Source organism: Rhodovulum tesquicola (assembly GCF_024128855.1).
Classification (GTDB): domain Bacteria; phylum Pseudomonadota; class Alphaproteobacteria; order Rhodobacterales; family Rhodobacteraceae; genus Rhodovulum; species Rhodovulum tesquicola.
Genome location: NZ_JAMYDV010000030.1, coordinates 1 through 24,570, shown reverse-complemented (window position 1 = coordinate 24,570; position 24,570 = coordinate 1). Strand labels below are relative to the sequence as shown.

25 protein-coding genes and 2 pseudogenes are annotated in these 24,570 nt (G+C 66.1%); 5 read left to right on the top strand and 22 right to left on the bottom strand.

The genetic code is table 11. From position 1 onward, the window contains the following. The first annotated feature begins 423 nt into the window (after positions 1-423). A complete protein-coding gene (locus NHN26_RS16135; protein ID WP_253090371.1) occupies positions 424-1,863 on the top strand; it encodes a DUF6880 family protein in 1,440 nt (479 codons plus the stop codon). A 1,040-nt stretch (positions 1,864-2,903) separates the two neighbouring features. Here the strand turns inward: NHN26_RS16135 and NHN26_RS16130 are convergent. Next, positions 2,904-4,001: a Fic family protein gene (locus NHN26_RS16130; RefSeq protein ID WP_253090370.1), complete on the bottom strand. Its 1,098-nt coding sequence runs from the start codon at positions 3,999-4,001 to the stop codon at positions 2,904-2,906. A 132-nt stretch (positions 4,002-4,133) separates the two neighbouring features. After that, on the bottom strand, positions 4,134-4,520 hold the full coding sequence (locus NHN26_RS16125; protein ID WP_253090369.1) for an XRE family transcriptional regulator: 387 nt from the start codon (positions 4,518-4,520) through the stop codon (positions 4,134-4,136). Positions 4,521-4,647: 127 nt separating this feature from the next. Between NHN26_RS16125 and NHN26_RS16120 the strand changes: the two genes are divergently transcribed. The 3 genes from NHN26_RS16120 to NHN26_RS16110 are packed head-to-tail and all read left to right on the top strand — an operon-like array spanning position 4,648 to position 8,044. Next, entirely contained in the window at positions 4,648-6,225 is a 1,578-nt protein-coding gene (locus NHN26_RS16120) for a recombinase family protein (RefSeq protein WP_290443006.1), read from the top strand. Then, entirely contained in the window at positions 6,222-7,112 is an 891-nt protein-coding gene (locus NHN26_RS16115) for a ParB/RepB/Spo0J family partition protein (protein WP_253090368.1), read from the top strand. Before NHN26_RS16120 ends, NHN26_RS16115 begins: the two co-directional genes overlap by 4 nt. Continuing rightward, positions 7,109-8,044 (top strand): plasmid partitioning protein RepB C-terminal domain-containing protein, encoded by a 936-nt coding sequence (locus NHN26_RS16110; protein ID WP_253090367.1) that lies wholly within the window; start codon positions 7,109-7,111, stop codon positions 8,042-8,044. Before NHN26_RS16115 ends, NHN26_RS16110 begins: the two co-directional genes overlap by 4 nt. 314 nt (positions 8,045-8,358) lie before the next feature. Here the strand turns inward: NHN26_RS16110 and NHN26_RS17640 are convergent, their stop codons facing one another. The 10 genes and pseudogenes from NHN26_RS17640 to NHN26_RS16050 form a co-directional block, all read right to left on the bottom strand. Further along, positions 8,359-8,490 (bottom strand): hypothetical protein, encoded by a 132-nt coding sequence (locus NHN26_RS17640; protein WP_328589363.1) that lies wholly within the window; start codon positions 8,488-8,490, stop codon positions 8,359-8,361. 22 nt (positions 8,491-8,512) lie between these two features. Beyond that, positions 8,513-8,758 (bottom strand): hypothetical protein, encoded by a 246-nt coding sequence (locus tag NHN26_RS16100; RefSeq protein ID WP_235841097.1) that lies wholly within the window; start codon positions 8,756-8,758, stop codon positions 8,513-8,515. Then, complete coding sequence (locus tag NHN26_RS16095; RefSeq protein ID WP_253090366.1) at positions 8,755-9,429, bottom strand: YcbK family protein; 675 nt, start codon at positions 9,427-9,429, stop codon at positions 8,755-8,757. The genes NHN26_RS16100 and NHN26_RS16095 overlap by 4 nt, the downstream gene beginning before the upstream one ends. A 68-nt stretch (positions 9,430-9,497) precedes the next feature. Next, positions 9,498-9,806 (bottom strand): hypothetical protein, encoded by a 309-nt coding sequence (locus tag NHN26_RS16090; protein ID WP_253090365.1) that lies wholly within the window; start codon positions 9,804-9,806, stop codon positions 9,498-9,500. 32 nt (positions 9,807-9,838) lie between these two features. Beyond that, positions 9,839-11,764, bottom strand: a pseudogene (locus tag NHN26_RS16085) (DUF2793 domain-containing protein). Between the two features lie 11 nt (positions 11,765-11,775). After that, positions 11,776-15,774 (bottom strand): baseplate multidomain protein megatron, encoded by a 3,999-nt coding sequence (locus NHN26_RS16070; protein ID WP_253090361.1) that lies wholly within the window; start codon positions 15,772-15,774, stop codon positions 11,776-11,778. 9 nt (positions 15,775-15,783) lie between these two features. Next, the gene (locus NHN26_RS16065) at positions 15,784-16,230 is read right to left on the bottom strand and encodes an NlpC/P60 family protein (RefSeq protein WP_253090360.1); all 447 of its coding nucleotides are present in this window, start codon (positions 16,228-16,230) and stop codon (positions 15,784-15,786) included. After that, positions 16,227-17,111 carry a phage/gene transfer agent baseplate hub protein gene (locus NHN26_RS16060; RefSeq protein WP_253090359.1) on the bottom strand — a complete coding sequence of 295 codons (885 nt, stop codon included), beginning with the start codon at positions 17,109-17,111 and terminating at the stop codon, positions 16,227-16,229. Before NHN26_RS16060 ends, NHN26_RS16065 begins: the two co-directional genes overlap by 4 nt. Further along, positions 17,108-17,734: a phage distal tail protein, Rcc01695 family gene (locus NHN26_RS16055; RefSeq protein WP_253090372.1), complete on the bottom strand. Its 627-nt coding sequence runs from the start codon at positions 17,732-17,734 to the stop codon at positions 17,108-17,110. Before NHN26_RS16055 ends, NHN26_RS16060 begins: the two co-directional genes overlap by 4 nt. Continuing rightward, positions 17,734-20,196, bottom strand: a complete 2,463-nt coding sequence (locus NHN26_RS16050) for a phage tail tape measure C-terminal domain-containing protein (protein WP_253090358.1) — start codon at positions 20,194-20,196, stop codon at positions 17,734-17,736. The genes NHN26_RS16055 and NHN26_RS16050 overlap by 1 nt, the downstream gene beginning before the upstream one ends. A gap of 83 nt (positions 20,197-20,279) precedes the next feature. On the opposite strand from NHN26_RS16050, the gene NHN26_RS16045 reads away from it, so the two are divergent. Beyond that, the gene (locus NHN26_RS16045) at positions 20,280-20,480 is read left to right on the top strand and encodes a hypothetical protein (RefSeq protein ID WP_253090357.1); all 201 of its coding nucleotides are present in this window, start codon (positions 20,280-20,282) and stop codon (positions 20,478-20,480) included. Positions 20,481-20,515: 35 nt separating this feature from the next. Here NHN26_RS16045 and NHN26_RS16040 read toward each other — a convergent pair whose 3' ends face one another. From NHN26_RS16040 to NHN26_RS17635, 10 genes and pseudogenes are all read right to left on the bottom strand, one after another. Beyond that, a complete protein-coding gene (locus tag NHN26_RS16040; protein ID WP_435594218.1) occupies positions 20,516-20,689 on the bottom strand; it encodes a DUF7697 family protein in 174 nt (57 codons plus the stop codon). A 68-nt stretch (positions 20,690-20,757) separates the two neighbouring features. Further along, positions 20,758-21,195: a hypothetical protein gene (locus tag NHN26_RS16035; RefSeq protein ID WP_253090355.1), complete on the bottom strand. Its 438-nt coding sequence runs from the start codon at positions 21,193-21,195 to the stop codon at positions 20,758-20,760. A 2-nt stretch (positions 21,196-21,197) separates the two neighbouring features. Continuing rightward, a complete protein-coding gene (locus tag NHN26_RS16030; RefSeq protein ID WP_253090354.1) occupies positions 21,198-22,136 on the bottom strand; it encodes a phage tail tube protein in 939 nt (312 codons plus the stop codon). A 23-nt stretch (positions 22,137-22,159) separates the two neighbouring features. Continuing rightward, positions 22,160-22,582, bottom strand: coding sequence for an acyl-CoA transferase (locus NHN26_RS16025; RefSeq protein ID WP_253090353.1), 423 nt, complete (start codon positions 22,580-22,582; stop codon positions 22,160-22,162). Positions 22,583-22,614: 32 nt separating this feature from the next. Continuing rightward, positions 22,615-22,959, bottom strand: a complete 345-nt coding sequence (locus tag NHN26_RS16020; protein WP_253090352.1) for a type II toxin-antitoxin system RelE/ParE family toxin — start codon at positions 22,957-22,959, stop codon at positions 22,615-22,617. Then, positions 22,959-23,216 (bottom strand): type II toxin-antitoxin system ParD family antitoxin, encoded by a 258-nt coding sequence (locus NHN26_RS16015; protein WP_253090351.1) that lies wholly within the window; start codon positions 23,214-23,216, stop codon positions 22,959-22,961. Before NHN26_RS16015 ends, NHN26_RS16020 begins: the two co-directional genes overlap by 1 nt. A gap of 63 nt (positions 23,217-23,279) precedes the next feature. Then, positions 23,280-23,909, bottom strand: a complete 630-nt coding sequence (locus NHN26_RS16010; RefSeq protein ID WP_253090350.1) for a DUF6441 family protein — start codon at positions 23,907-23,909, stop codon at positions 23,280-23,282. After that, complete coding sequence (locus tag NHN26_RS16005) at positions 23,906-24,220, bottom strand: head-tail joining protein (RefSeq protein WP_253090349.1); 315 nt, start codon at positions 24,218-24,220, stop codon at positions 23,906-23,908. Before NHN26_RS16005 ends, NHN26_RS16010 begins: the two co-directional genes overlap by 4 nt. An 18-nt stretch (positions 24,221-24,238) precedes the next feature. Further along, positions 24,239-24,442, bottom strand: a pseudogene (locus NHN26_RS16000) (major capsid protein); the annotation flags it as partial. Between the two features lie 32 nt (positions 24,443-24,474). Then, on the bottom strand, positions 24,475-24,570 hold a 96-nt coding region (locus NHN26_RS17635; protein ID WP_331429120.1), incomplete at its 5' end, for an IS3 family transposase.

Here is a 24,570-nt window from a genome sequence, read left to right as displayed (position 1 = left end):
CCACGCCAAGTGAACTGAGAAACTCCGTCATAGTCTCCATGGAGAAACTCCACCCCTGTTAGCCAACAGAGACGGACTCGCAGAACGGAAAAATCACAGGAAGGTGGGGGCAAAACACCGTTTACGGATCTCGCTGTCCCAGACGAAGTATTCGGCGGAGCGGGCTTCTGCGGCGTCGACGAGGCGTTTGGTGATCTTGGGCATGGCGCTCTTCGGTGGTTCTTTCGCCGTTCCACAGTGCTGAAGCGCGGGCGACAGTCAACGAACACATTGAAATCGCGAAGAAAAAAGAAATACCTCGCGTTTCCGCGCAAGGCGTTTCGGCGCGCTGGTGCGGGAAATCGACGAGCCCAGCGAATCAGAACGCAGGTTCCGGACCCCGTGGACCGCTGATAGGCTCGGCGAAAAGAAATTGGCGATCCGATGGCTTCCAAGACCACCCTCAATGCGAAGAACCTCGAAGCGCTGGGCACCGAGCGTCTGGCGCAATTGCTGATCGAGGTCAGCACCGGCAACGCGGCGGCCAAGCGCAAGCTCCGGCTCGCGCTGGCGGGCGCCCAGAGCCCGAGGGAGGCCGCGCGGGAGATCACCAAGCGGCTGACCAGCATCGCCCGCGCCCGCAGCTTCATCACGTGGAAGAACCGCAAGGCACTGGTCACGGATCTCGAAACGCAGCGGCGCGCCATCGTCGAACAGATCGCGCCGGCCGATCCGGATGAGGCGCTGGCGCTGATGTGGAGATTCATGGCGCTCGCCACGCCGGTGTTCGAGCGCTGCGACGACTCCAGCGGCACCGTCATCGGCATCTTCCACCAGGCCTGCGCCGATCTGGGCCAGCTCGCCGCAAAGGTCCGGCCGGATCCGCAGGCGCTCGCCGGCACTGTCCTCGATGCGGTGCAGGACAACGGCTATGGCCAGTATGATGGCCTGATCGGCATCATGGCCCCGGCGCTCGGCGACGAGGGCCTGACGGCCCTGAAATCGATGGCCGAGGACCTCGGTCGCTCGCCCGTGCCAGTGCCGCCGAAGGACCAATGGAAGGCGGTGGGCTGGGGCCCGGGCGGCACCACCTACGAGCACGAGATGCGGGCGCGCGAGCGCGCGAGCACGGTCGCCATGGCGCTCAAGGACATCGCCGATGCGCAGGGCGACGTCGACGGCTTCATCGCCCAGTACGATCCGAAGACCCGCAAGGTGCCGCAGATCGCGGCCGAGATCGCGCAGCGCCTGCTCGCGGCCGGCAGGGCCGGCGAGGCGCTGGGGTTCCTCGAGCGCGCGGAGCTCGGCGACGGCTTGCGGGTGCCACTGGCCTGGCAGGACATCCGCCTGCAGACGCTGGAGGCGCTGGGTCGCGGCGAGGAGGCGCAGGCGTTCCGGTGGGACTGCTTCGAGCGCACGCTCTCCGACAGCTACCTGCGGGCCTATCTCAAGCGGCTTCCCGACTTCGACGACATCGAAGCCGAGGAGCGCGCGATGGCGCACGCCATGGCCCATCCGAGCCTTCTTCACGCCCTGCAGTTCTTCCTCGACTGGCCGGCGCTGGATCGCGCCGCAGACCTCCTGGAGGCCCGGCACGAGGAGATCGACGGGGATCACTACGAGTATCTCGCCCCAGCGGCGGAGGCCCTGTCAGAGCGTCATCCGCTGGCCGCGACTCTGGTGCTCCGCGCGATGATCGACTTCACGCTCACCCGAACGCGGGCGAAGCGGTATCGCTATGCCGCCGAGCATCTGGTTAACTGCGCCCGGCTCGCGCGGGACATCCCGGACTTCGGCGCGTTCGAGACGCACGACGCGTATGTCGCCCGGCTGAAGGAGGACCACGGCAGAAAGTTCGGCTTCTGGTCGCTCACCGCCGCCTGATGGTCGTGCTACCGGAAAATCAGGTCACGGCCCCTTGGAAGCATTGTGGAAGCACGAGGCTGAAAAACGCTGCGCAATCCCGACAGATCGTGCGAAGCGGAGCCTCGCCCGCGGGATCGGCAAGTGTCGGAAACTGCGCAAGAACTCGCGGTTCCGAGTGATTGTTCATGGTTCGTTCGACGCGACTCATAACCTGAAGGTCGTAGGTTCAAATCCTGCCCCCGCAACCAAACATTCCGACAAGATATCAAATACTTAGGCCGCCCTCTGGGCGGCTTTTGCGTGTCGCGTCGTGTTGCAAGCCCGTCCCGAACGCTTCCCAAAGATTCCAAAGGCTTACGAACATCCTCGATTCCTCCGTGCAACACGGATGCGACACGGGACCGGGCGATGTTCTCGGATCGTTCGATGCTGACGGCGCTTGCCCGCGCGGTGCCGCTGCGCTTGGATGGGAGCAATTCACGAAAGGTCCGAATTGCCCATGCCGATCTACGAGTTCGCCAGTGAAGAAAGGCGAGCATGTCTTCCTTGGGGATCCAGCAGTCTATCGCCGAGGCCAGCACCTTGTCCCGCGGGCCTTCCCACTTCTTCCAGACGGAGCTGTCCTGATCGAGTTTCGTGACGATCTCGAGGGCCAGTTTGGCGAGGGACCGCTGCTCTCGCATGTGGCGCAGGGAGGGGCTGCGCACATAATCGGCCAGTAGGCTATAAACTACTGAGGTTCGCTGATTCATGAACATGCGGCTTTCCCGTTTCTTCCCAATGATTTGCGTCTGCTCCGTGCGACATGACGCCGACGTCGCCAGCCAAGAATTCCTCTAAATGTTTGCTATTGAAAGACTATTCCGGCCCCGTCGGGTTGCCTCATAACCTGAAGGCCGCAGGTTCAAATCCTGCCCCCGCAACCAAATTTCTACAAGATATCAAATAGATAGAACCCGACGTAAACCGTCGGGTTTTTGCTTTTGAAATTCTTGTCAACACCTGGTCAACGTTTGTCGAGCCCCCTTCGACGGTGCGGATAATCGTCGTCGCGACCCTCACAGCACCAACTCGTAGTGCGTGTTGCGCCCGCCGCCTTCGCCCTTCCGGAGCAGACCGAGGTCCAGTAGGGCCGCGATGTCACGGTTCGCCGTGTCCTGCGAGCACTTGGCGATCACCGCCCACTTCGACGAGGTCATCTTGCCTTCGAACCCATCGAGTAAGCGGTTCAGTACCTTGATCTGGCGTTCGTTCAGCGCCAGCCCTGCAGTGCGTTCCCAGAACTGCCCCTTGGCGACGACCGCCGCCAGGACACCATCTGCGCCGTGGATCGCGCGACCGAGGCAGTCGAGGAACCACAGGATCCACGACGTGACGTCCGTGCCGCCCTTCTGGGTGCGCTCAAGCTGGTCGTAGTACGCGTTCCGCTCGGTCCTGATCTGCGCAGACATGCTGTAGAATCGCTGCGAGCTCCCCTCCGACCGGGCAAGCGCCAGGTCAGCGATGGCGCGGGCGATGCGGCCGTTGCCGTCCTCGAAGGGGTGGATCGTCACAAACCACAGATGCGCCAACGCCGCCTTGATCACCGGGTCGGTGGCCAAGGGCGCGTTGAACCATGCAAGGAAGGTTTCCATTTCCTCCGCGACGCGCGGTGCGGGCGGGGCCGAGTAGTGAACCTTCTCCCGACCGTAGGGCCCAGACACCACCTGCATCGGGCCGGTACTGTCATCGCGCCAGTCCCCGACGATGATCTTCGTCATGCCGCTGCGGCCGGTTGGGAACAAAGCCGCATGCCATCCGAAAAGACGCTCTGCGGTGAGCGCGGCCTGATAGTTCCGCGTCGCGTCCAGCATCACCTCGACAATGCCTTCCACGTTGCGATCGGTTGGAGGCAGGGCGCCAATGTCGATGCCAAGCCGTCGGGCGAGGGATGACCGCACCTGAGTGGCATCCAGCTGCTCACCCTCGATCTCGCTCGTCTTGACGACATCCTGCGTCAACGTGTGCAGGACTGCCTCCTCGCGCAGCTTGAAGCCCAGCGCCTCCATCCGGCCGATCAGTCGCCCTTGGTCGTGACGAACTGCAGCCAGGGGCGCGGCAGTGCTGCCATCCTGCCAAGTCAGCTTCGGCCAGTCTGGCTGCTCCCAGATGTACACCACATTCTCCGCGCTAGATGCGGCGATTGTGGGCCGCATTCTCCGCAAGCGCAAGGGAAAACACCGCATGCTATGCGGAGAATGATGGGCCTAATCTCCGCATCTCCGCTTCGCCCTGACCAGTTGGTGCACCTAGAGCTGTGATGATCCCTCGGACATAGGGTCATCCTGTCCGAAGTTTTGTAACACAAGAAGCCGTTCCGGACAGCTTGGACATCTGTGCCGCTGCTTCTCCGACAGTCGCCCTGCCATGGTAAGGGTAGTGATCAGCACTGCGTCTGAATGCTGCGCGAGCCGGATCAGATGCTCTCCGCTCGGCCCGCGTTCGCCAGACAACCAATACTTGGCCGTCCGTTCACTCGCTCCGGTCCAGCGCATCACCGTCTTGATGGCCTGATGCGTCGCTCCCAGTTCGCGCCGCAGGGCATCGGCAATGGCCTTGCGATAGCCGGCCTGATCCGCGTCCGGGTGCACAGTTGTGCCCATTTTCGGCACAGATGTGCCCATCTTGATCCGCATCGCGGCGTCCTCCTTGGGTAAAACCTGTGGAGAAGACAACAGAGCGGCAGATTCCATTTTGCGCCCCAGCCAATACCCCGGGTCCGACCAGACGGAGACGCCTGCTTGAACTGATCTGGAGACGGGAATGGCAGGCAGAGAGCTGCCCTCAAGAAAAGAACCGGCGAACTCCCCGGCGAAGCGCCGTGCGGCTGAATATGTCCGCATGTCGACAGATCATCAGAAATACTCAACCGAAAACCAGTCGGATGCGATCCGCAAGTACGCGGAGGAACGCGGCTTTGAATTGGTCCGCTCCTATGCCGATGCCGGAAAGAGCGGGCTGAGGATCGAGGGTCGCGAGGCACTGCAGCAGCTGATCCAGGATGTACAAGACGGCACCGCGGATTTCGAGGTGATCCTTGTCTATGACGTCAGCCGATGGGGCCGTTTTCAGGATGCCGATGAATCCGCCTATTACGAATACATCTGCCGTCGCGCCAACAAGCAGGTCGAATATTGCGCCGAGCAATTCGAAAATGACGGCGGGCCGGTTGCCACGATCGTCAAGAGCGTCAAGCGCGCGATGGCCGGGGAATACAGCCGGGAACTTTCCAACAAGGTCTTCATCGGACAGTGCCGCCTGATCGAACGCGGCTTCCGTCAGGGCGGTGCAGCGGGTTTTGGCCTTCGCCGGGTCCTGCTTGATGAACGCGGCGAGGTGAAGGCCGAGCTGAAGCGCGGTGAGCACAAGAGCTTGCAGACAGACCGGGTGATCCTGGTGCCCGGGCCTGAGACCGAGGTAAGAACCGTTCGCTGGATATACAGCCGGTTCCTCAAGCACGGCCGTTCGGAAAACGAAATCGCCGCAGAACTGAATGAGCGCGGGATCCTGACCGATCTCGGCCGGGCCTGGACCCGCGCCACCGTCCATCAGATCCTGACCAACGAGAAATACATCGGCAACAACGTCTACAACCGGCGCTCCTTCAAACTGAAGCAGAAGCGGGTGGCGAATGGCCCTGAGATGTGGATCCGTTCGGAAGGGGCGTTCGATGCCATCGTCGAGCCGAAACAGTTTCAAAAGGTGCAGGCGATCATAGCCGCCCGCAACCGCCGATTTTCGGACGACGAGATGTTGGATCGGTTGACGCGGCTGTTCCAGCGCCATGGCTACATATCCGGTCTGGTGATCGACGAGGCCGACGGAATGCCGTCCAGCGGCGCCTATGCCCACCGGTTCGGCAGCCTGATCCGGGCCTATTCCCTCGTCGGCTTCACACCGGACCGGGACTACCACTACATCGAAGTGAACCGCTTGCTGCGGCTGTTCCACGGCGACGAGGTGGAGCGTGTGATTCGCGAGATCACCCGACTCGGCGGCACCGTGACGCGCAATCCGGCGACTGACCTGCTGACGATCAATGGCGAATTCACCGTCTCCGTCGCTGTCGCCCGCTGTCGCGAAACCTCCACCGGCGGCCTGCGCTGGAAAATCCGTTTCGACACCGGCCTCGTGCCCGACATCACCATCGCCATCCGGATGGACCGAACGAACACCGCCGCGCTCGACTATTACCTGCTGCCCCAATTCGAGATGCGAACAAAACCCCTGGGGCTTGCCGAGGAGAATGGCCTGATGCTGGACGCTTTCCGATTTGAAACGCTGGATTTTTTCTTCGACATGGCCCGCCGCGTTCCGGTTGCCGAGGTGACACCATGGTGAGCGAAGTCGAGATGCGGGACGAAGTGCAGATCATCCCGATTTCCGCCATCACGGTGGAGAACCCGCGCGAACGCTCGGAAAAGACCTTCCGCGCGCTTGTCGACAGTATCGCCAAGGTCGGGCTGAAAAAGCCGATTACCGTCGCCCGGGTTGATGGTGAGGCAGGGGACGCCTGGCGCCTTGTCTGCGGTCAGGGGAGGATGGAGGCCTATGCTGCCCTTGGCGAAACCCACATCCCGGCCATCGTCGTAGATGCGAGCGAGGCCGAGCGCCTTCTGCGCAGCGTGATCGAGAACATCGCCCGCCGCCAGCAGCGGCCGCTCGAGCTGTTGCAGGACATCGCCATCTTGCGCGACCGGGGATATACGGACCATCAGATCGCCGACAAGACGGGGCTTTCCCTCGCCTATGTCCATGAAATCGGCGAGTTGATCGCCAACGGTGAAGAACGCCTGCTGATCGCGGTCGAGACCGGGCAGATGCCGCTCAGCGTCGCGCTCTACATCACTCGGGCCGAGGAGAAGGACGTGCAGAAGGCGCTCGAGGCTGCTTATGCCTCCGGTGAGCTGCGCGGAAAGAAATTGCTGGAGGCGCGGCGGCTGGTTGAGTTGCGCCAGCGCCACGGCAAGCAGCGAGGTGGTGCGCGCAACAAACAGCCACGAGCGCGAATGACATCTGCCGCGCTGGTCAAAGCCTATCGCGCCGAGGCCGAGCGTCAGCAGGACATGGTCCGCAGGGCGCAGTCGACGCGCAGCAGCCTGCTGTTTCTCGATGCGGCATTTCAGTCTCTGTTGAAGGACGAGAACTTTCTGACGCTGCTCCGTGCCGAGGGCCTCGACAGCCTGCCGCGCATCCTCATCGAAGGGTTACGGGAGCCAAGAGCATGACACACATGGGGAAAATGCCTCCACCGAAGAGCCCGGGATTCGAGGCGAACCTCCGCACGATCCCGATTGATGCGATCCTGCCGGTCAAGCAGTTGCCAGTCACTGTGCCCAAGAGCCAGAAATATGGGCAGATCGCCGCGTCGATCCGCGAGGTCGGCCTGATCGAACCACCGGTGGTCGCCCGCGCGGCTGGGCAGGACGGATCCTTCATCCTTCTGGATGGCCATGTTCGTCTGCATGTTCTGAAGGAAATGGGCGAGACGACCGTCACCTGCCTGGTGGCGACCGACGACGAATCCTTCACCTACAACAAGCGCATCAGCCGCCTCGCCACGATCCAGGAGCACAAGATGATCCTGCGCGCGGTCGAGCGCGGCGTATCGGAGGCCCGCATCGCGGCAGCCTTGAATGTGAACATCGCGCTGATCCGACAGAAGCGGACCCTGCTGAACGGCATCTGTCCGGAGGCGGCCGAACTGCTGAAGGCCCGGCACTGCCCGATCAACAGCTTCCGGTCCCTGCGGAAGATGAAGCCCTTGCGGCAGATTCAGGCGGCGGAACTGATGATCGCGGCCAACAACTACACGGTGCCCTATGTCGAGGCGATCCTCGCAGCATCTGACGCCACAGACCTGGTTGACCCGGCTGCAAAGAAGCCACCTGCAGGCGTAACACGCGAACAAGCCGAGCGAATGAAGGCCGAGATGGCCAACCTGCAAAAGAACATCAAACTGATCGAAGGCTCCCTTGGGCCAGATCACCTCCGGCTGGTGGTGGCAGGTCGCTATGTAGAGCGCCTGCTGCAGAATGACCGGCTCGCCCGATACCTCGACAAGAACCATGGCGAAATCCTCGGAGAGTTTCGACAGATCGTCGCGGGCCTCGCGCAGTCAGTTTCCTCGACGGAGGCGGGAAGCAACAAAGGCGCGTAGTTCTTCGGTCAGCTTGTTGTCGCCGATGGGGACCCGGACCCGAAAGCGCGGGGACCGCAGGAGACGCCGGACAGAGGGCCGGATCAAGCGCGGCGGCGGGGATGGCGGCGAACCCGCTCGGAGCCCGCCAGGCTGGTTTGAGTTTTCACCGGCCCAATGGTCGGTGTCCGGCCATTGAAACAAGCGGGCGCATTCGCCGCCGAAGATGAATGCGCCCGTTTATCATGGCGAAGCCCTTAAATTTCTCGTTCCACCGGAACCCGAATCCTCTGAGGCAGACGGAGTTGCATTCGCTCAGCTGCCTGGAACAGCTTTCACCGGCACGCCCGCGCCTGGTCGCGCAAGACGGCATAGTCGCTGAGCATCCGGACGATGACGGCCCCTTCCGGCAGCGCCTCGACCTCATCGGCGGCCCGCGCTTGATCTGCTGCGGTGTACTCGACCACGGGCGGGCAAGGTGCACGGGTCTCAGAAGCGCCCATCGCGCAGCCTGTCAGCCAGAGCGCCACGATCAGGAGGGCGGCGGGTGGCGGCGTCGAGCATCTGGCGGTGGATGACATCGTTTCTCTCTCGGGCATCAAGCCGTTCGGCGGCGCGCCCAGCGCGTTCGCCCGCACGGCGCAGGTTCAGGAGGAACAGTAGGATCGCTGCGGCTGCGACGAACAGGCCCAGCGCCTTGCGCGCCGGGCCATGGGTCAGAAGCCAGCCGATCACCGCTGGCCCCGTTTCCAGTCGTCGAGCCGCGCGTGAATGGTGACCGCGATGCCGATCAGCGCGATGGCGATCAGTACCCATCGCAGGGTGTCGAGATAGGGCACCAGAGGCTGGATCGTGGACTGCGTCTCCGCAAGAACGTCCTGCAGCACTTCAATACCGGCGGCGCCAACGGTGGCGGCACCTGCCGCACCGCCACCGCGCAGCGTGCGGCTTTCCGACAGGACTTCGCGCGCGGGCGGCAGTTCCGGCGCGAAGGGCACGGGCCGGGCCGGGAAGGGATCGCCCCAGGATCGGGCAGGCCCGAGGTCGATGTGCATGAAGTCCGAGCGCGGGTAATAGCCGAAGCCGAGGAACCCGACCGCCCTCGCGGCCGTCCCGAAGGCAACGGGATCGTGGTTCGACATGGCGATGTCAAACGCCGTGCCCTGCATGTGTTTCGATGCTGGGGCACCGCCCACGGCGCGATTATGTTCCGGGCTGCGGTAGGCGGAGCGGATGATCAGCGGCTTGCCGAGGCGGTCGCGCAGGGCCTGCAGCTTGTCCATGGCCTCCGTGTTGATCCTGATTGCGCCGGTGCCGCGGCAGGCGATCTCGGCGGCCGAGAAGTTCGGCCAGCGCCAGGTATTTGCGGGCACATCGCGCCAGTGGGGGTAGGTCAGGGTGGGCATGGTCAGTTCTCCAAATGAAAAACCCGCCTCTGGGGCGGGGGATGTGGCAGTCGCAGTGGTGGTTCGGGTCAGTCGGATCGACCGCGCTGGAATGCGTCGAACAGCATGTCGCGCATGGAGCGGATGTCGGTCTCGATCCGGTCGAGGCGGTCGCCATCGGCCTTGCGATCCTCGCTGCGCTGCTTGTCGGCGCGGTCGCGTTCGGTGATGAGTTCGCGATCAAGCCGGTCCAGCAGGGCCTCGTTGGTAAACGCTTTGCGCGTAATCGCCGCGATCAGGGCCATGGTGCCGCCGATCAGCGCAGTCAGCGCGGCCGTGATCCCGTGGTCCCGAAAGGCCCGCGCGACTGCGTCGGCGAGAGTGGTCTGGTCGTTCATCATGGTCCTTTCCGGCCACGGGGTGTGGCGCTTCAGTAATCGGTCTCGACGTAGACGCCGGAGCAGTCATAGGCGACGGCTGCGGCGGTGGTGCCGTTGTTGAGGTAATTGCGCGGGCTCAGGAGCTGGGTCGCCGCGGGCATGTCGGTGGTGATCGTCGCCTCCGCCACCGCGCCCGAGACTTCCTCGACCACGCGGATCCCGACCTCGCTGTCGTTCGGGGCCGCGGCGATGTAGAGCGTCAGGACATTCGTCGTGCTGGCCACGGGGAAGCCTGCGCCGAGGTCGATCAGGGTCGGTGCACCGGTGCCGTCGTTGTGGACGATCTGCCAGTTCGCATGCGTGCCGCGCTCGAACCCGAGGCCCAGCGCGTTGACGACGGCCGAGAGCGTCAGGGTCGTGGACAGCGCCGCGACAGATCCGATCAGGCCGAAGAACCCCATGCCCGTTGGCTGCAGTGTGACCAGCGACAGCCGGTTCACATAGGTGAAGCCGCCAAGGCCATCCGCATTACCGCGCCAGCAGACCCAGCCCGCGGATCGCTCCTCGGCCGCCGCCCCGGCTGTCGCTGCCGACGTCATCCGCCAGCGCCGCATCGAGGTGGATAGGTTGGTCGTGGCCAGCGTCGGCGTGGCCGCCGTGCCGACGGCCGTGCGCGGCATACCATTGGTGTTGATCGTGGTGCTGGTCGAGGGTGCCCAGGTCGCGATCCGGTTCACCCCGAAATGCGGCTGGAGCGGGAAGTGGCGGCCCGAAGGGCGTTCGACATCCAGCCATCCCATCCCCGCACGGTCACGGGCATAAAGCGCGAGTTTGCCTGCGGGTGGTGGCGAGGGGACGGCGTCATGGGCGGGCAGGACCACAGGCTCGGCCAGTTCGACGCGGCCATTGGTGCGGTCGATCCTGATGGCATCGAAGAAGGCAGACCCATCCGAGCTGACCTTGAAGCTGAAGTCGTCGTTGCCCAAGAGACCGATCAGGGCACGGGCGGAGAAGCCGGTCTTGAAGGCAAAGGCCGCGTCATTCCCGGCGGCGGCCTTGTTGACCGTTGCCTCGATGCCCGCGCCTGCGTTGTTCAGGAGAACGGCCGGTGTGTTCACAGACAACCGGTTGTAGCTATCGGCCGTGGCCCCGCCGAGGCCAAGAAGCTGCGCCGTCAGGTTCGCCTGGGGCATGCCGACCTGCGTGACGGCGTTGGCGAAGGTGACGGTGGGCGTGTTCACCACCGTTGTGCCGCCCGCCCCGGCCGTGGCCGAGCCGATGTTGACGACCGTGGTCGATCCAGCCGCACCGCCTGTGCCGATGTTCACGGTCTTGGTCACGCCCGTCGTCGTGGCCCCGGTGCCTATGCCATATGTGGCGGTCGTCGTCGCCGTACCGATGCTGGCGGAGGCGGCCGAAACGGTGACTGTGCCCGAGGCGGTCAACGTGCCGGAGAAGGTCTTGTTGCCGGTGAAGGTCTGGGTGCCAGCGAGGATCGCCAGTTCGGACTAGGTGTTCGGCAAGGTGAAGCTGCGCGTTGTCCCGGCGCTGATCCCCGCCAGCGAAAAGGTGGCCTTCTTCGTCGGGTCCGCATCGTTCACGAGGCTGAAGACCGCGTCCGACACATCGCGCGGCTCGCCCACGACTTCCCAGGCGCTGCCGGTCCAGACGAGGAACAGCCCCTCGGCTGCGACCCAGACCAGCCAGCCAGTGCGCGGCACAAGTCGGATCCACGCGCCGTCGACCCAGAAGGCGATGTTCAGGTCCCACCCGGCCCAGAGGCCGGTCGCGCCCGAGGCGACCAGATGGCGGTTGCCGTCGGCGGGGCTGGCAGGCGGTGCGATGCGCGTGCGGTCGAGGACCGAAAGCTGCACCATGGCATCGAGCAGGCGCAGCGCCTCGTTGTGGGTGACATGTTTTTGCGCCTGCGCCGCCAGAAGGTAGGGCAGGCCCAGATGGGTCGTGGTGTCGGACATGGGAAATCCTGTCAGAACTGGAGGGTCACGCTCGCAGGCGTGCCGCGGCCGAGGCGGTTCGAAAGCTGATAGATGCGGATCGCCAGCGTCTGGCCGAGCCCGAGCGGCGTGCCCCAATCGGCCGTCTGCTGTGCGGCGGTGTAGAGGACGGAGGCTATGCCGCTGGTCAGCGTGCGCTTGACAGTCGTCCCGTCGAGGATCTGGACATCGTAGCTCTCCAGGTCCTCGGCCAATGGCACCTCGACCTGTTCCCAGGCATCGGCGACCAGCGCGCGGGAGCGTCGCGTCCAGCGGATGGTCAGATCGCCGGGGCTGCGCGCCGTCCGCCATGGCTGTTCGACATGGACCGGGGCGAAGGGGACGAGGCCCCGCCCGGTCGGGGTGAAGCCCAGCGCGGCATAGCTCGCATCACTGACCGCACGCGCGGCCGGGCCAACGCGCCAGTTCCACGGTAAGCCAAGGTCTGCCTCGGCAATGGGCAGGGAGGCCAGCGTCGTGTCCAGCACCACGACCCGCGCGCCAGCTGGTGCCGGGTTGCCCATCGCGTGCTCCGTCCCGCGCTGGCCGCGCAGGAGGCGGGTAAGCCGGTACCGGCCGGGGGCGATCAGTTCGGCCGTGCCCGCCTGGACGACCTCCCATTGGCCAGCGGCGGCCTCGACCGCCAGCGCATTCGCCCCGCCGAACAGCGCGACGTCGGTCACGCTTTCCAGCGTTCCCGACAGAAGATCGACCACCAGCGCATTGCCCAGATCGAAGCGGGAGGTTGGCCCGGGAAAGAAGTCGAAGGCCAGCGTGCCGATCCGCGCCCGACTGCCGAAGGTCGTCAGCAATGAGAACCCATCCGTAGAGGCGCTGCGAAAGACCGCGATCTCGCCCGGCCAGGGGCTGGCATGAGCGGCAATCAGGGGGCGATGCGCGGACTGGTCCTCGCTGATCTGCTGCAGGTCCAGCATCACCACCTCCGGCGTCCCGAAGACGACGACGCTGGCAAGCGAGGCCGGGCGCGGATCGCCGGGCGGCAGATCGTAGGCGGCGCGGTCCTGGCGGACTGCCTCGATCCCCCGTGCCTCTGCGTCGGCCATGGACACCAGCCGGAATTCCACCTCGCGGCCGTCATGCGCCAGCCGGATGACGTCTGCCGGGTCCAGCGCCAGACGCGAGGGCGGCAGGCGGAAGGTGGCGCTTTCCCGGCCGATCCACGCTTCCATCAGTGCGCGGCGGCAGCGGCGCTCGGCCTCCTCGGGCGGGATCGCCATCGGGAAGGACTCGGAGGCGATCCGGGTGGTGTCGACTGTGATCCTTCGCGCTTCTACTAGCGCGGCATCATAGTCCTCATCCGCCCGCGCGACCTGCCACTTCAGCGCCTGCGGCAGTTCGGTCTCCTGACCGCGGATCAGTTCGAAGGCCTCGCCCTCACGACTGGCCACCAGATCATCCACCGTCAAGGTCACGCTCGATGCCCGCCCGCGCATGACGAAACGGATCACGCCCTCGGTCTCGATGGCGTCGAAGCCGAAATGCCGTGCCAGCGTGGAAATCGAGGCGCGGGGGCTTTCCAGCCCGCCAATCACATAGCCTTCGACCGCGCCCCAGAGGCCTGAGACGTCGATGAGTTCTTCCGCCAACCCCGCGCGCAGGCAAAGGTGGCGCACGAGGGCCGCCAGCGAGACTGCACCCAACCGCCCCGTCAGCCAGTGGCCAAGGCGCCAGTTGGGGCCATCGGTCCAGACCCCGGTCAGTTCCGGAAAGAACGGATAGGGTCGCGCGTCCCAGGTCCAGGCGGCGCATTCGGGGACATGCACCATTCGGCCGCCGTAGATGGCCGAAACCGGATTGTTGGCCGGGGATCTCCACCACAGGTAACTGGCCTCCATATAGGCGCGCTGGATGGCATCATCGCGCCAGCCGCGCGAGAAATACGGCGTGAAGCTTTCGGACGACTTCGGGTCGAAGAAGACATTCGGCTGGTTCGTGCCCCGGTCGATGGCGGGGCACCCCAGTTCGGTGAACCAGACGGGCATTGATTGCGGCACCCATGCGGTGGGCGTTCCGTTCTCCACCCCGCCCGGGCGGTTGAAGTGCGGGTTCGACCACCAGGCGCGCAGATCCTTGTAGCGGAAGACCCACGGCTTGCCCACGGCACCGTCCGTGATCGGTGTGCGAAGTTGCGCCGACCGGTCGGCGGCGCTGGCATAGAACCAGTCGAAGCCCTCGCCGCCCGCGATGTTGGCTTGCAGGTAGCCCCGGTCATGGATCGCGGACCAGCCCTCCAGCGCATCGGCATGGTCGAAGCCGTCGCGCCAGTCCGAGAGGGGCATGTAGTTGTCGATGCCGATGAAATCGATGTTGGCATCCGACCAGAGCGGGTCGAGATGGAAGAACACGTCCCCTGTTCCATCGCCCGGCTGGTGGCCAAAGTATTCCGACCAGTCCGAGGCGTAACCGACCTTGGTGCCCGGCCCGAGGATCGCCTTTACGTCGGCCGCCAGCGCCTTGAAGGCGGTGACGGCAGGATAGGCGCTGGCGCTGGAACGGATCGTGGTCAGGCCCCGCATCTCGGTCCCGATCAGGAAGGCATCGACGCCGCCCGCCACCGCGCAGAGATGGGCGTAGTGCAGGATCATCCGGCGCAGGCCCCAATCGCCGGAGGGGCCGGTCCAGCTGACGCTGTCGCCCGACACCGAGAACTCCGCCGGAGTGGCCGCGCCGAAGAAGCTGGAGACCTGCGTCGCCGCTGCGGCAGTCTTGTCGGCGGTTCCTGCGAAGCCTGCCGCAGGGGAGGAGGTGATCCGCCCGCGCCAGGGAAATGACGGCTGGCCCGGTGTGGCGGCATTCGCGCTGTAGGGGTTCGGCAGGGTATTGCCGGGTGCCACATCCATGAGAAGGAAAGGATAGAAGGTGACACGCAGCCCGCGCGCCTTCATCTCGCGGATCGCCTGTACCACCGCAAAGTCTGCGGGCGTGCCGCCATAGACTGGCCGGTCTTCAGCATCGCGGCTGACCAGATGCGCATTGGCCCGCGCCACGCCATTCACGGACCAAACCTTCGGGCTGGTAACCTTGGTCGCCACTTCGACGCCGGGCTTGATCGTGCAGTTGCCTGCGCGCAGATCGTTGCCGAACCAGGCGACGACGAGGCTGACGCTCTCGACAGCCGGGGCCATGGCCTGCAGCCGGTCCAGCGCCACGACGATGTCAGGCTCCTCCGGCAACGCGTTGAGGTTCTCGGCCGAGGTTGTGCCGCCTGTGGTCTGGCCGAACACCGTGGTCGTGGCGCCCACGGTCTTCCTGACAGCCTCCGTCGCATAGGTGAACTCGCCCGAGGCGGGGATCATCGTCACGGCCTTGACCAACCCCTCGGCGGTATCGGGATCCGCGAGCGGCCGGAACACCTCGAACGACAGCTGCGGCAGGCGGTTGCCGTAGGTCGCGAGCGGCAGTTCCTCGAAGACGACATAGGCCGTGCCGCGATAGGCGGGGGTGTTGGCCGCCCCCATCTTCGCCGAAATGAAGGGATCGGCACCCTGGGTCTCGTTGCCAGGATACCAGCGCCACGCGATCCCGGTCATGTCGAGCGGCTTGCCGTCGGCCCAGATGCGACCGATGCCGGTGATCGGCCCTTCGCAAAGGGCGACTGCGAAGGACGCATAGTAGAGGTATTCGGTGGTCTGGACCCTCCCACCGCCACCACCCTTGCCGCCGCCTTGGGTGGTAGTCTTGGTCTCCTCGCGGAAATCGGTCGCCCAGATGATGTTACCGCCGATACGCATGCGGCCGTAGAGGCGCGGGATGATTGCGCCTTCGGTCGCGGACGTGATCCGCAGGCTGTCGAGCCGCTGGCCTTCGATCTTCTGCGCGGGGGCCAGCGAGGACACGATCCAGCTGTCCACCACCGAACCGATGGTGGAGCCGATGAAGCCACCGATGGCAGCGCCAGAGAAGCCGAGGATCGCGCCGCCGAACGCCCCGCCGATGGCGGAGCCGACAGCGCCGAGGACGAGCGTGGCCATGGAAAAAGCTCAGCGTGCTGGGAAGAGGAAAGCGAAGGCGATGCGGCGTCGCCATGCGGTTGTCAGCGGTTCTTCGATCACGCCCAGACGTTCATAAGCGTGGAGGAAGGTGTCCGGGCCGGTGAGGATGCCCACATGCTTGGCGATGGCGCGGGGCATCATTCGGAACAGGACCAGCGCACCGGGCCGTGCCTCGGATGGATCAAGTTCCGGCATCACCGCCAGCGCCCCGTCGGCCAGCACTTCGCGCGGCCCGCTCTCGCCCCAGTCTCGGCTGTAGGGCGGGATCGGGAACGGCTCGGGCCCGACGACCTCACGCCAGACACCCCGCGCGAGGCCGAGGCAGTCGCAGCCGACCCCGCGCAGGCTGGCCTGGTCGTGATAGGGCGTGCCCAGCCAGGACCGCGCGACGGCGACGACGCGCGCGGGATCGGCCGTTAGGACAGTCGCGGTCACAGCACCGCCCCCTCATGTCCGCCATCCTTGGTAGCATAGCGCAGGACCGCGTCCTGCCCCGGGATATGTGGAAAGCCGCGAAAGTTGGCGACATTGTCGAACTTCGTCCCGCAGGTCGCGATCCGCTTGTCGCAACCCGCCCGGACCACGAAGGCATCTGTCGTCGTGATCGGGCGCACCGGCGCTTCCAGCAGGGTCAGGATCGCCACCCCGTCGACGAGGTCATGCGACAGCACTTCGGCCCGCCGCCCGGCATTCGTGCCGCTGGTCCACTCGACCAGCCCGAAGGTGAACCAGCCCGCCGCGAAGGCGCCGAGGTCGGTTGCGGTGAAGGCCCGGTCCCGTAACACATCGATGATCGCACCGCTGCCCGTGAAGGCCGGGGCCTCGATGTTCACGCCGCAGCGCGCATCGCCCAGCGCGGCGTCGCAACTCGCCTGAAACGTCCGCCCGACCGTCTGGCCAAGGACATGGGCCAGCGACCGCACCTCAGCCACGAAAGCCAGCCGCCCACGCCGGATTTGGCCGATGGCCCCGCGACGCAGCAGCACACGCTGCGAAGGGGCCGACCAGTTCACCCGCCAGACCTCGACCGCAGCATTGTCCCAGCGGCCGTCGAGGATGTCGGTCTCGGTGATCCGGTCGGAGGACAGCACGCCTTGCGCGTCCTGCGCATCGACCGACAGGTCGGAGCCCGACCGCACCTCGGACGCCGTCAGCCCGCTCTCCGGCTCGAATTCCGTCCCGTCGAACGACAGGGTCCGGTCGTGGTCGGTGAAACCGAAAGTCACGCCGTCCGCCCGGGTGATCCGCCAGCACCAGGACAGGGTGGTGGTGCCTTCGTCAAGATGGGCCTGCAGCGCAGGGTTCAGGGACTTCATGTTCGGATTTCCAGAAGGGGGATCGAGGTGATCGAGCCAAGGCGTTCGAAGTCGAGGGTGACATCGAGGGCGTCGGTGTCGAAGCGGACAGGGACGTCGAATTCGAAGCCTGCGGTGATGGCCACGCCCGCGGCGGGAGCCGTGACGCATGTGATGAGACCGGTGGTCGTGGAAACCGACCAGCCGGAGGCCTGGGGCGTGCCGTTCAGGGCGATGGTCACGGTTCCGGCGACGGGCTTGGTGATGGCCCGCGTCCAGGACTGCGCGCCGGAGGTGTAGCGCTTGGTGAGCTGAAACTGGGTTGTGCTGCCGTTGCCGGTGCCGATGGGCTGGTTGGTCGGGCCGGGCGTCTGCGACGGCAAGCAGGACTTGAAGTCGGCCCAGTCCTTGAAGCGGAAACCGTGGAGACGGCCGTTCCTCGCCTCGAAGAAGGCAACGACCACCGCCAGATCGTCGGCGCGGCGGATGCCGTAGGCGACATCATAGCGGCGGCGGCTGTTAGCCCAGCTGGCGTTGCGCTCCTCGGCCCCGCTCGCCAGCTCGACGATCTGGGTGCGGCGTTCAGGTCCACCGCGTGCCCCGCGGCTGATGTTGTCCGGAAACCGGACCTCGTGGAAGGCAATCACATCCCCCTCCGACCCAGCGACACGGCTCGGGCGATGTCGCTGGCGACCTGCGTCCGGGATTGGCGGAAGCTTTCGGTGTCGCGGGCGTTGATCGTGACATTGACGGTGGAGGCAACCGACTGGCCGTACCCTGCAGCTTCGCGCCGGGAGAGAACCCGTTCGCCGCGTTGCAGGATCGCGGGCACTTCGTCGGGCCGCAGCCCGGCCCAGCCACCACTGTGCATGCGCGGGGCACCGGCAAAGGCGAGGGCCGGGACCATCCGGCCGGGACCAGGGACGCCGACGATCCCGCCCGCATGCAGGATGTTCGCGAAGATCCCACCCGCGCCGCCCAGCGCGCCGGAAAGCGCATTGGCGATGGGGCCGAGGATGAAACGCCGGGCCGCGAGCTTGGCGAGATCGGCGATCATTGAGGTCACCAGATCGCGGAAGTCGAGCTTTCCGGTCTTCACGAAGTCGCCGATGGCATTCTCGGCGCTCTGGAATGCCCCGACCAGCGCGCTGCCGATGTCCCCGCCGATGTCGCGCGCCTTGGCGGCGTAGTCGGCGAGTGCGGCGGTGACGGCTTGCCAGCCGGTGAGGGCGGTGTCCGCGCCCTCGGCGGCTGCAACGCCCGCGTTGCGTGCTGCGCCACCAGCGCCGTCGGCGGCGGTGGCCGTATCGTTCAGACTGGTGGTCAGGGCATCGGCCGAGGCGGCGGCATCTGCCAGGGCGGTCTCTGCCTCGGTCCCCGTGCCGGTCACCGCATCCTTCAGCGCCTGCCAGCTGGCGAGCGGCCGACCGGCGGCATCGGCCAGCATGCCTGCGGCCTCGCGATAGCCGTCGGCCCGGGCGCGGGCATCCTCGGCCATGGCACCGAGGCCGAGGTCAGGCGGCTCGAGGTAAGTCCGCGACAGCGCGGCCGAGAAGGCATCCGCGGCGGCGGCACCAGCAGCGGTCGCGGCTCCCTCAAACGGGTTGCCGATGCGGCCCAGTTCCACCGGATCGAGAATGCCGATCCGCACGCCACCTTCGCCGGTGGCCCATTCGGGCAGCAAGGCCAGCGCCGCGTTCAGGGTCTCGATGAAGCTGTTGATGCGCGTGACGACGCCGTTCAGCATCGCTTCGACGCCCGAGATCAGCCCGTTTGCCGCCTGGAAGGCGAAGTCGCCGATGGCGCCCGGCAGACTGCCCCATATCGCGACGGCGGCGTCATAAGCCCCCTGGAAGATCGCGGCTGTCCGGTCGCCGAAGCTTACGACGCCTGCGATGGTGCCCTCAAGGGCCGAGAGACCCGCCGCCTTCAGCCCCTCCCATCCGGCCGCCATCCGCGCGAGGGCCGCGTCCAGCGACAGACCGATGCGCGACCAGACCTCGCGGGCCAGATCCCCGAGCAGCCGGAAGGCCTCGCCCACACCGCCGACCCGGGCGACCAGCTGTGAGAACTGGTAGACCAACTCGCCCGCCCCGACGATCAGCGCCCCGATGCCGGTCCGGATCAGGGCACCGCGCAGGAACGCGAGCGCCGTGGCGAGGCCGCGCACCGACAGGGCGGCGGTGGCAAGCCCCGCGACCCAGCGCCCTGCCATGACGGCAGCGAAGGTCGCGGCATAGGAGGCCAGCCTTTCAAGGTTGCCGATCACCGTGTCGATCGCAGACCGCAGGATGCCCCCATCTGACGCGAGGGCGACGAAGGCATTGGCCAGCGCCTCGATGGTCGGGGCTACGACGACTGCGATGCGGTTCCGGAGGCCATCGAACACGAGGGATACCGTGCCCAGCGCCAGTTGCGTGCGGCGCAGCGCCTCCAGCGCATCGCCGTCCAGCACAGCCCCGAGGTCGGAGGCCTGATCCCCAAGCCGGGCCATCTCCGCCCCGCCATTGCGCAGGAGTGGGATCAACCGCGTGGCGTCCGAGGCCATCGCCTCCAGATAGAAGGTCATTTCCTGCTGGCTGAGACCCGCCCGTTCCAGCGTGTCGACGTAGAGCTGGAGCGCCTCGGGGCCGGACAGACGCGCGAACTGATCGGCGGTGACACCGACGCGCGGGGCGACGTTCTCGAAGAAGTCGGCCATCGGCCCGCCGCCAGTCTGCAGGAAGTCCCCGACCCGGTCGTTCACGTCCTTCAGGATATCGGCGAGCTTCTCCTGCTCGATGCCAACCGTCCGCGCGCCAGCCGACCAGCGTTGCAGCGCCTCCGGCGTCGCATTGGCGACCTGCGCGAACTGACGGATCTGCGCGGCGCTTTCGGCGGTGGACCGGACGATCAGCCCTAGGGAGGCTGTGGCGGCAGCAGCGGCGGCCCCGAGAGCAAGCCCAGCACGGCGCGCAAAGGCTGCCAGCCGCGTATTCGCCAGTTCCATCTCGCGCGACAGGCGGCCAAAGCCACGGGCACCGGCTTCGCCGACGCCCTCCAGTTCCGCGCGCACGCGCCGTCCGCCCTCCGTCACGAGGCGGACGGAGACCTTCTTTTCGGCCATGAGGAAAACCTTGATTCTGTGGTATGTGCTTAGGGCGGAGGGCAGGACTTGGAGTCTCTGTTTCAGTTGCCAAAGGACTGACGATGATCGGCCAAAGCCAAAGCACGCAGCACGGCGATGAAGAACCCAAGCCCACCGATCAAGCGGGGCTCGGGTTGCCACTGCGTGTATTTGATGAGGGCGAGGAGGCACAGTCCCGTTCGCTTCCGGCAAAGCAGGACCTGAAGGGACTGGCGCGTGGGGCTGTACCAAACGGCTATCGGGATCGATCCGATCGAACCTGAATCATGCGCGCGGCGCGCCGGTTGGTCTCATGGCGTCAGATCGGGGTCACCCCCGTTGAACGTCCTTCCATCTGCTCGTTCAGTTTGCGCACCATCACCGCCTCGATCTCGGGCAGCAGTTCGGCGGCGATCAGCGCGTTGACGCCCAGCGCTTGCGCCAGCGCGAGGGCGGCGCCCATGTCCCATCCGATGACGGCCCCCGGCGCGATGCGCAGCTGGCCGCCGAGGCGCTGGGTCAGGTCCCAGACCTGCCAGCCCTCGACGGTTTGCGGTCGGTTCAGTCTTGCGGGGCAGTCGGGGCAGGGGCCCGTGCAGGCCGCGCAGTAGCCGTCGCCCCCGCCGAAGGACCAGTCGGCGAGGGCGCGGAGACGTTTTTTTCCTGATCCAGCATCAGGCCTCGGGCGACGTATTGCGCCTGGAAGGCCTCGAAGACCGGCCAGATGTCCAGCAGGGCATCGATCCCGGCCGGGCTGACCGGCACGAGGTTGCCCGCCTCATCGCCGACCCCTTCCCATTCCATGACCGCACGGCGGGCGACTGCCTTGGCCATCGCGAGGGCCATGTCCTCCTGGCTTGACGCCTCCGACAGGTTGTCGATGGCCGGGTCGGCGCGGGCTGAGACCATCAGCGCGGTGGTCAGAGGGGCCACCAGGACGCGCAGGCCGGGCAGCAGGTCCAGCCATTCGGGCCGGTTCGACAGGTTCAGTCGGATCATGGTTAGTATCCCGTGACGGTGTTGACGAGGACGGCGGTGCACATTCGGGCGGGGCTGGTGGCCTTGGCGGCCTGCCAGTCGAAGGTTGCCTGAATGCCCTGGGGCCCGGGGATCTCGATCCGCGGGACGGGCAGGTAGACGGCATGGGCGGTGAAGGTGAAGCTGGCATTGGCCCCGAGACTATAGGCGAACTCGAGCTCGCAGGGCGTGCCGTCGATAGCTTGGGTCACCAGTGCAGAGTCGGCGAAGCGCACCTCGATCCGGCCTGTCAGCGCCGCCATGCCGGGATCGGCGCCCTCGATCTTGCCGTCGTTGCGGATGGTCTCGATCCGGTCGAGGCCGTTGGCATAGGTGATCTCGGCCGAGACGACGTTGCCCAAGGCGGAGCCGTTGCGCTTCACCACCCCGTTGAAATGGCCGAAGCGCTGCAGGCCCAGCGCGGTCGGCGTGCCTGCGGCCGTGGTGGCTGCGATGGCTTCGCCTTGCGCGATCAAGCGTGCCGTGGCGGTCAGCAGGCCCGAGCGGTTCATTTGCCATGACAACTGGTCCATCACGCAGCCCGCATACATCGCGAACCGCGGCACCTCGGGCATGGCGACTTCGATGGCCATGGAGGGCAGCGTCCAGTTCCCCGACTGGAAGGTGTGGGTCTTGGGCGTGGTCCCTGTCGTTGTCGGGGCGCCGAAAGCGGCCTTCAGCCAGAAGCCGAAGGCCTCCACATCGATCGGCACGACCACCTCGCCATCTGCCGTGACGGCGTCCTTGATCGGGGCCAGGGGATCGCGGCCGTAGCCGAGAAGCTCAGAATTCAGCAGGGGCTGTTCCGCGCCCAGCGTGGTGCGGGCGAAGGGCATCAGCCGATAGCCGCTGGCGGGCGGGGTGCCGTAAACCGTCTCGAACGCAAGCGCCATCTGCGCCCGCGCGCCGTGTGCGCGTGCCATGGGGGTCTCCTATGTGATGGGTGTCAGGCCAGAGGGCCGGTGGTGGTGTAGTGCAGATTGAGCGTGATCACCGCCGCCTTCATGGCTGCGGCGCCCTCGACTGGCAGGTCGACCGAGGCGGGGGCCTCGGGTTCCACCCAGTCACAGAGGCCGCCGAGCGTCCGGTCAGCTTCCAGCGCCGTGCCGATGGCGGCGACCAAGTCGTCGAAGGCGATTGCCCGGCCAGTGCCCGCCTGGACGACGACCTCCAGCTCGGCGCGATGCTGGAAGTGGTAGCGCAGGGGGGACAACGTCACCTCTGGTTCGCCCGGCTGGCCGTCGCGCAGGATGATCAGCCCGGCCGCGGGGATCCGCTCCGGCAGCACCTCGTCACGCAGAGTGAGGGCGGCAAGCGGCTGAAGCCGCGCATGAAGCGCAGCGAGGACGGTTTCGCGGGTGGTGGGCATCTCTCGGTCCGGGGTTCAGGGACAAGCTCGGGTCAGTGTTCCCCGCCGCCTTTCGGCAGGGGAAGGTTGGCGAGTCGTCGCGGCAGGTCAGTGCGGCTGTGCAGGAAATCGATGATGATCACCTGCTTGATGTCCTCAACGAACACCACGAAATGCTGGCCTGCCCGCGCGAAGCGCAGATCCTCGTGCAGGTCGGGGTCGATGAGCCGACGGCAATCCTTTGACAGGGCTGTACCCGCGGCGATCCCGCGGCAGGTGGAAATCAGGTCATCTTCATAGGCTGCTGCCTGTCGTGGACCAAAGGTCTCGACGGTCCAGCGTGCGATCTCGATCAGCGAGGCCTCCGCCTGCCTTGTCAGGCGCCAGGGTTTTGGCATCAGGAATTGGCACGCGCGGCGGCGAAAGCCCGGCGGATTGCTTCTTCGCCGCCGCCCTCGGCTAGATCCCCGCTCCGGGCCTGCTCCAGCCCGGCCGTCAAACGGCCGCGCAACGCGCCAAGTTCCGCCTCTTCGCGTTCGAGAAGGCGCAGCCCGGCGCGCAACGCTTCGGACGCGTTCTGATACCGACCGGATGCCACCAGGCGGTCGACAAGGTCGGATTGCGTTTCGGTCAGGACAACGTTTCTGGTGGCCATGGGAGTCTCACTGAGGGCTATTGGCAATATATGCCAATCCGGCAGGCGTGTCGACGGTCCCTTTCAGAACCTGCTCTCCACCCACCCCGCCACGATCCGCCCCGGCACGCCGTCGATGGCCCGCTCGGCATCCCGCGCCAGATCGAGCCGCTTGCGCAGCTTGACCTGCGGCACGAGGAGAAAGATCGGCACGGTGGTTAGCCCGCGTCCGGTCTTCGCCCGTGACGCCACAGCGCGCCCCTTGCTGTTAATCCGCCCCTCGGCCACCAGTAGGCTCGGACCCCGGCGGCGATAGATGAACCGTAGGCGCAGGCCGGTGCGGCGTTCCCATGCGCCGGGTGTGATCCGACCGCCGCGCGTGGATTTTCCTGCGGCCGGGGTGGGGATGGCCAGCCAGAACCCGTCGCGCGACCGGATCAGCGGCCCGGTGTCGTGCGCGCCGACGATGACCGGGGCGTTCGACCACACCAGGGCAGCCGCGTTCAGGCTCTCGCCGCCCTTGGGATAGGTCGCGAGCCGGATCGAGTTTCCGAGCCGGGTGCCCAGCCCCGCGCCGATGATCTGGCCGCGCCAGGCGGATTTGAGGCCTGCGCCCGCTTCGCGCATGGCGGTGGTGACGGCCTTTTCGCCCGCACGGATTTCGGCCTGCATCATGGCGGCGAGGTCGGGGCTGATTTCCAGCTTGAGCTTCATGCGGGCCTCAGATCGAGGGTCCAGATCAGCCGTTCCCGGTCGCGCAGCGGCTCTCCCTGGATGACATGGCTGTCCGCGTTGATGACAATCACGTCGCCCGGGCGCGGGGCGGGGAGGTCGGCCACGCGCACATCCACCATCGTCGTGTCGCTGACGAAGCGCCCAGCGCCGAAGTCGGTCACGCGGTCGGGCGCGCGGCGGATGATGCGGATCGGGCGTTCCTCGGAGGTGGTGGCCGAGATCCAGAGGGCCGGGGCCGCCATGGAGGCATGGGTGAAGATGCGGTCCATGGCGGCGGCGAAGACGGACATGGGCGTTTCTGCCTGGCGTCAGTTCGACGTGTGCAGCCGGATCGCCAGCCGCGGCCGCTTGTTGACGGGCAGGATCGAGGCCTCGGTCATCACGTCGATCCAGCGGCCCTTCTCGTCGAGATGCTGGCGGGCGTAGAGCGGCAGGCCGATGCTGTTGGCAGTTTCCAAGAGGTTCGCCGGGCCGCCATAGGTGGTGAAGGTGTCCATCGTGCCGAGCGGGAAGGTGGCCTGCTGCCGGTTTCGTGGACAGCAGGTTAAGCTAGCATAGCGCGGGCCTCGAACTCCATGGGGCTGATGTAGCCCAGTTTCGAATGCCGTCTGCGCGGGTTGTAGAAGCGCTCGATGTAGTC

Coding starts and splice junctions, on each gene's coding strand:
- NHN26_RS16135 (WP_253090371.1), top strand. CDS start 424: ATGGCTTCCAAGACCACCCTCAATGCGAAGAACCTCGAAGCGCTGGGC.
- NHN26_RS16125 (WP_253090369.1), bottom strand. CDS start 4,520: ATGCGGATCAAGATGGGCACATCTGTGCCGAAAATGGGCACAACTGTG.
- NHN26_RS16120 (WP_290443006.1), top strand. CDS start 4,648: ATGGCAGGCAGAGAGCTGCCCTCAAGAAAAGAACCGGCGAACTCCCCG.
- NHN26_RS16110 (WP_253090367.1), top strand. CDS start 7,109: ATGACACACATGGGGAAAATGCCTCCACCGAAGAGCCCGGGATTCGAG.
- NHN26_RS16095 (WP_253090366.1), bottom strand. CDS start 9,429: ATGCCCACCCTGACCTACCCCCACTGGCGCGATGTGCCCGCAAATACC.
- NHN26_RS16090 (WP_253090365.1), bottom strand. CDS start 9,806: ATGAACGACCAGACCACTCTCGCCGACGCAGTCGCGCGGGCCTTTCGG.
- NHN26_RS16070 (WP_253090361.1), bottom strand. CDS start 15,774: ATGGCCACGCTCGTCCTCGGCGCTGTCGGCTCCGCCATCGGCGGGGCG.
- NHN26_RS16060 (WP_253090359.1), bottom strand. CDS start 17,111: ATGAAGTCCCTGAACCCTGCGCTGCAGGCCCATCTTGACGAAGGCACC.
- NHN26_RS16050 (WP_253090358.1), bottom strand. CDS start 20,196: ATGGCCGAAAAGAAGGTCTCCGTCCGCCTCGTGACGGAGGGCGGACGG.
- NHN26_RS16045 (WP_253090357.1), top strand. CDS start 20,280: ATGATCGGCCAAAGCCAAAGCACGCAGCACGGCGATGAAGAACCCAAG.
- NHN26_RS16035 (WP_253090355.1), bottom strand. CDS start 21,195: ATGATCCGACTGAACCTGTCGAACCGGCCCGAATGGCTGGACCTGCTG.
- NHN26_RS16030 (WP_253090354.1), bottom strand. CDS start 22,136: ATGGCACGCGCACACGGCGCGCGGGCGCAGATGGCGCTTGCGTTCGAG.
- NHN26_RS16025 (WP_253090353.1), bottom strand. CDS start 22,582: ATGCCCACCACCCGCGAAACCGTCCTCGCTGCGCTTCATGCGCGGCTT.
- NHN26_RS16020 (WP_253090352.1), bottom strand. CDS start 22,959: ATGCCAAAACCCTGGCGCCTGACAAGGCAGGCGGAGGCCTCGCTGATC.
- NHN26_RS16015 (WP_253090351.1), bottom strand. CDS start 23,216: ATGGCCACCAGAAACGTTGTCCTGACCGAAACGCAATCCGACCTTGTC.
- NHN26_RS16010 (WP_253090350.1), bottom strand. CDS start 23,909: ATGAAGCTCAAGCTGGAAATCAGCCCCGACCTCGCCGCCATGATGCAG.
- NHN26_RS16005 (WP_253090349.1), bottom strand. CDS start 24,220: ATGTCCGTCTTCGCCGCCGCCATGGACCGCATCTTCACCCATGCCTCC.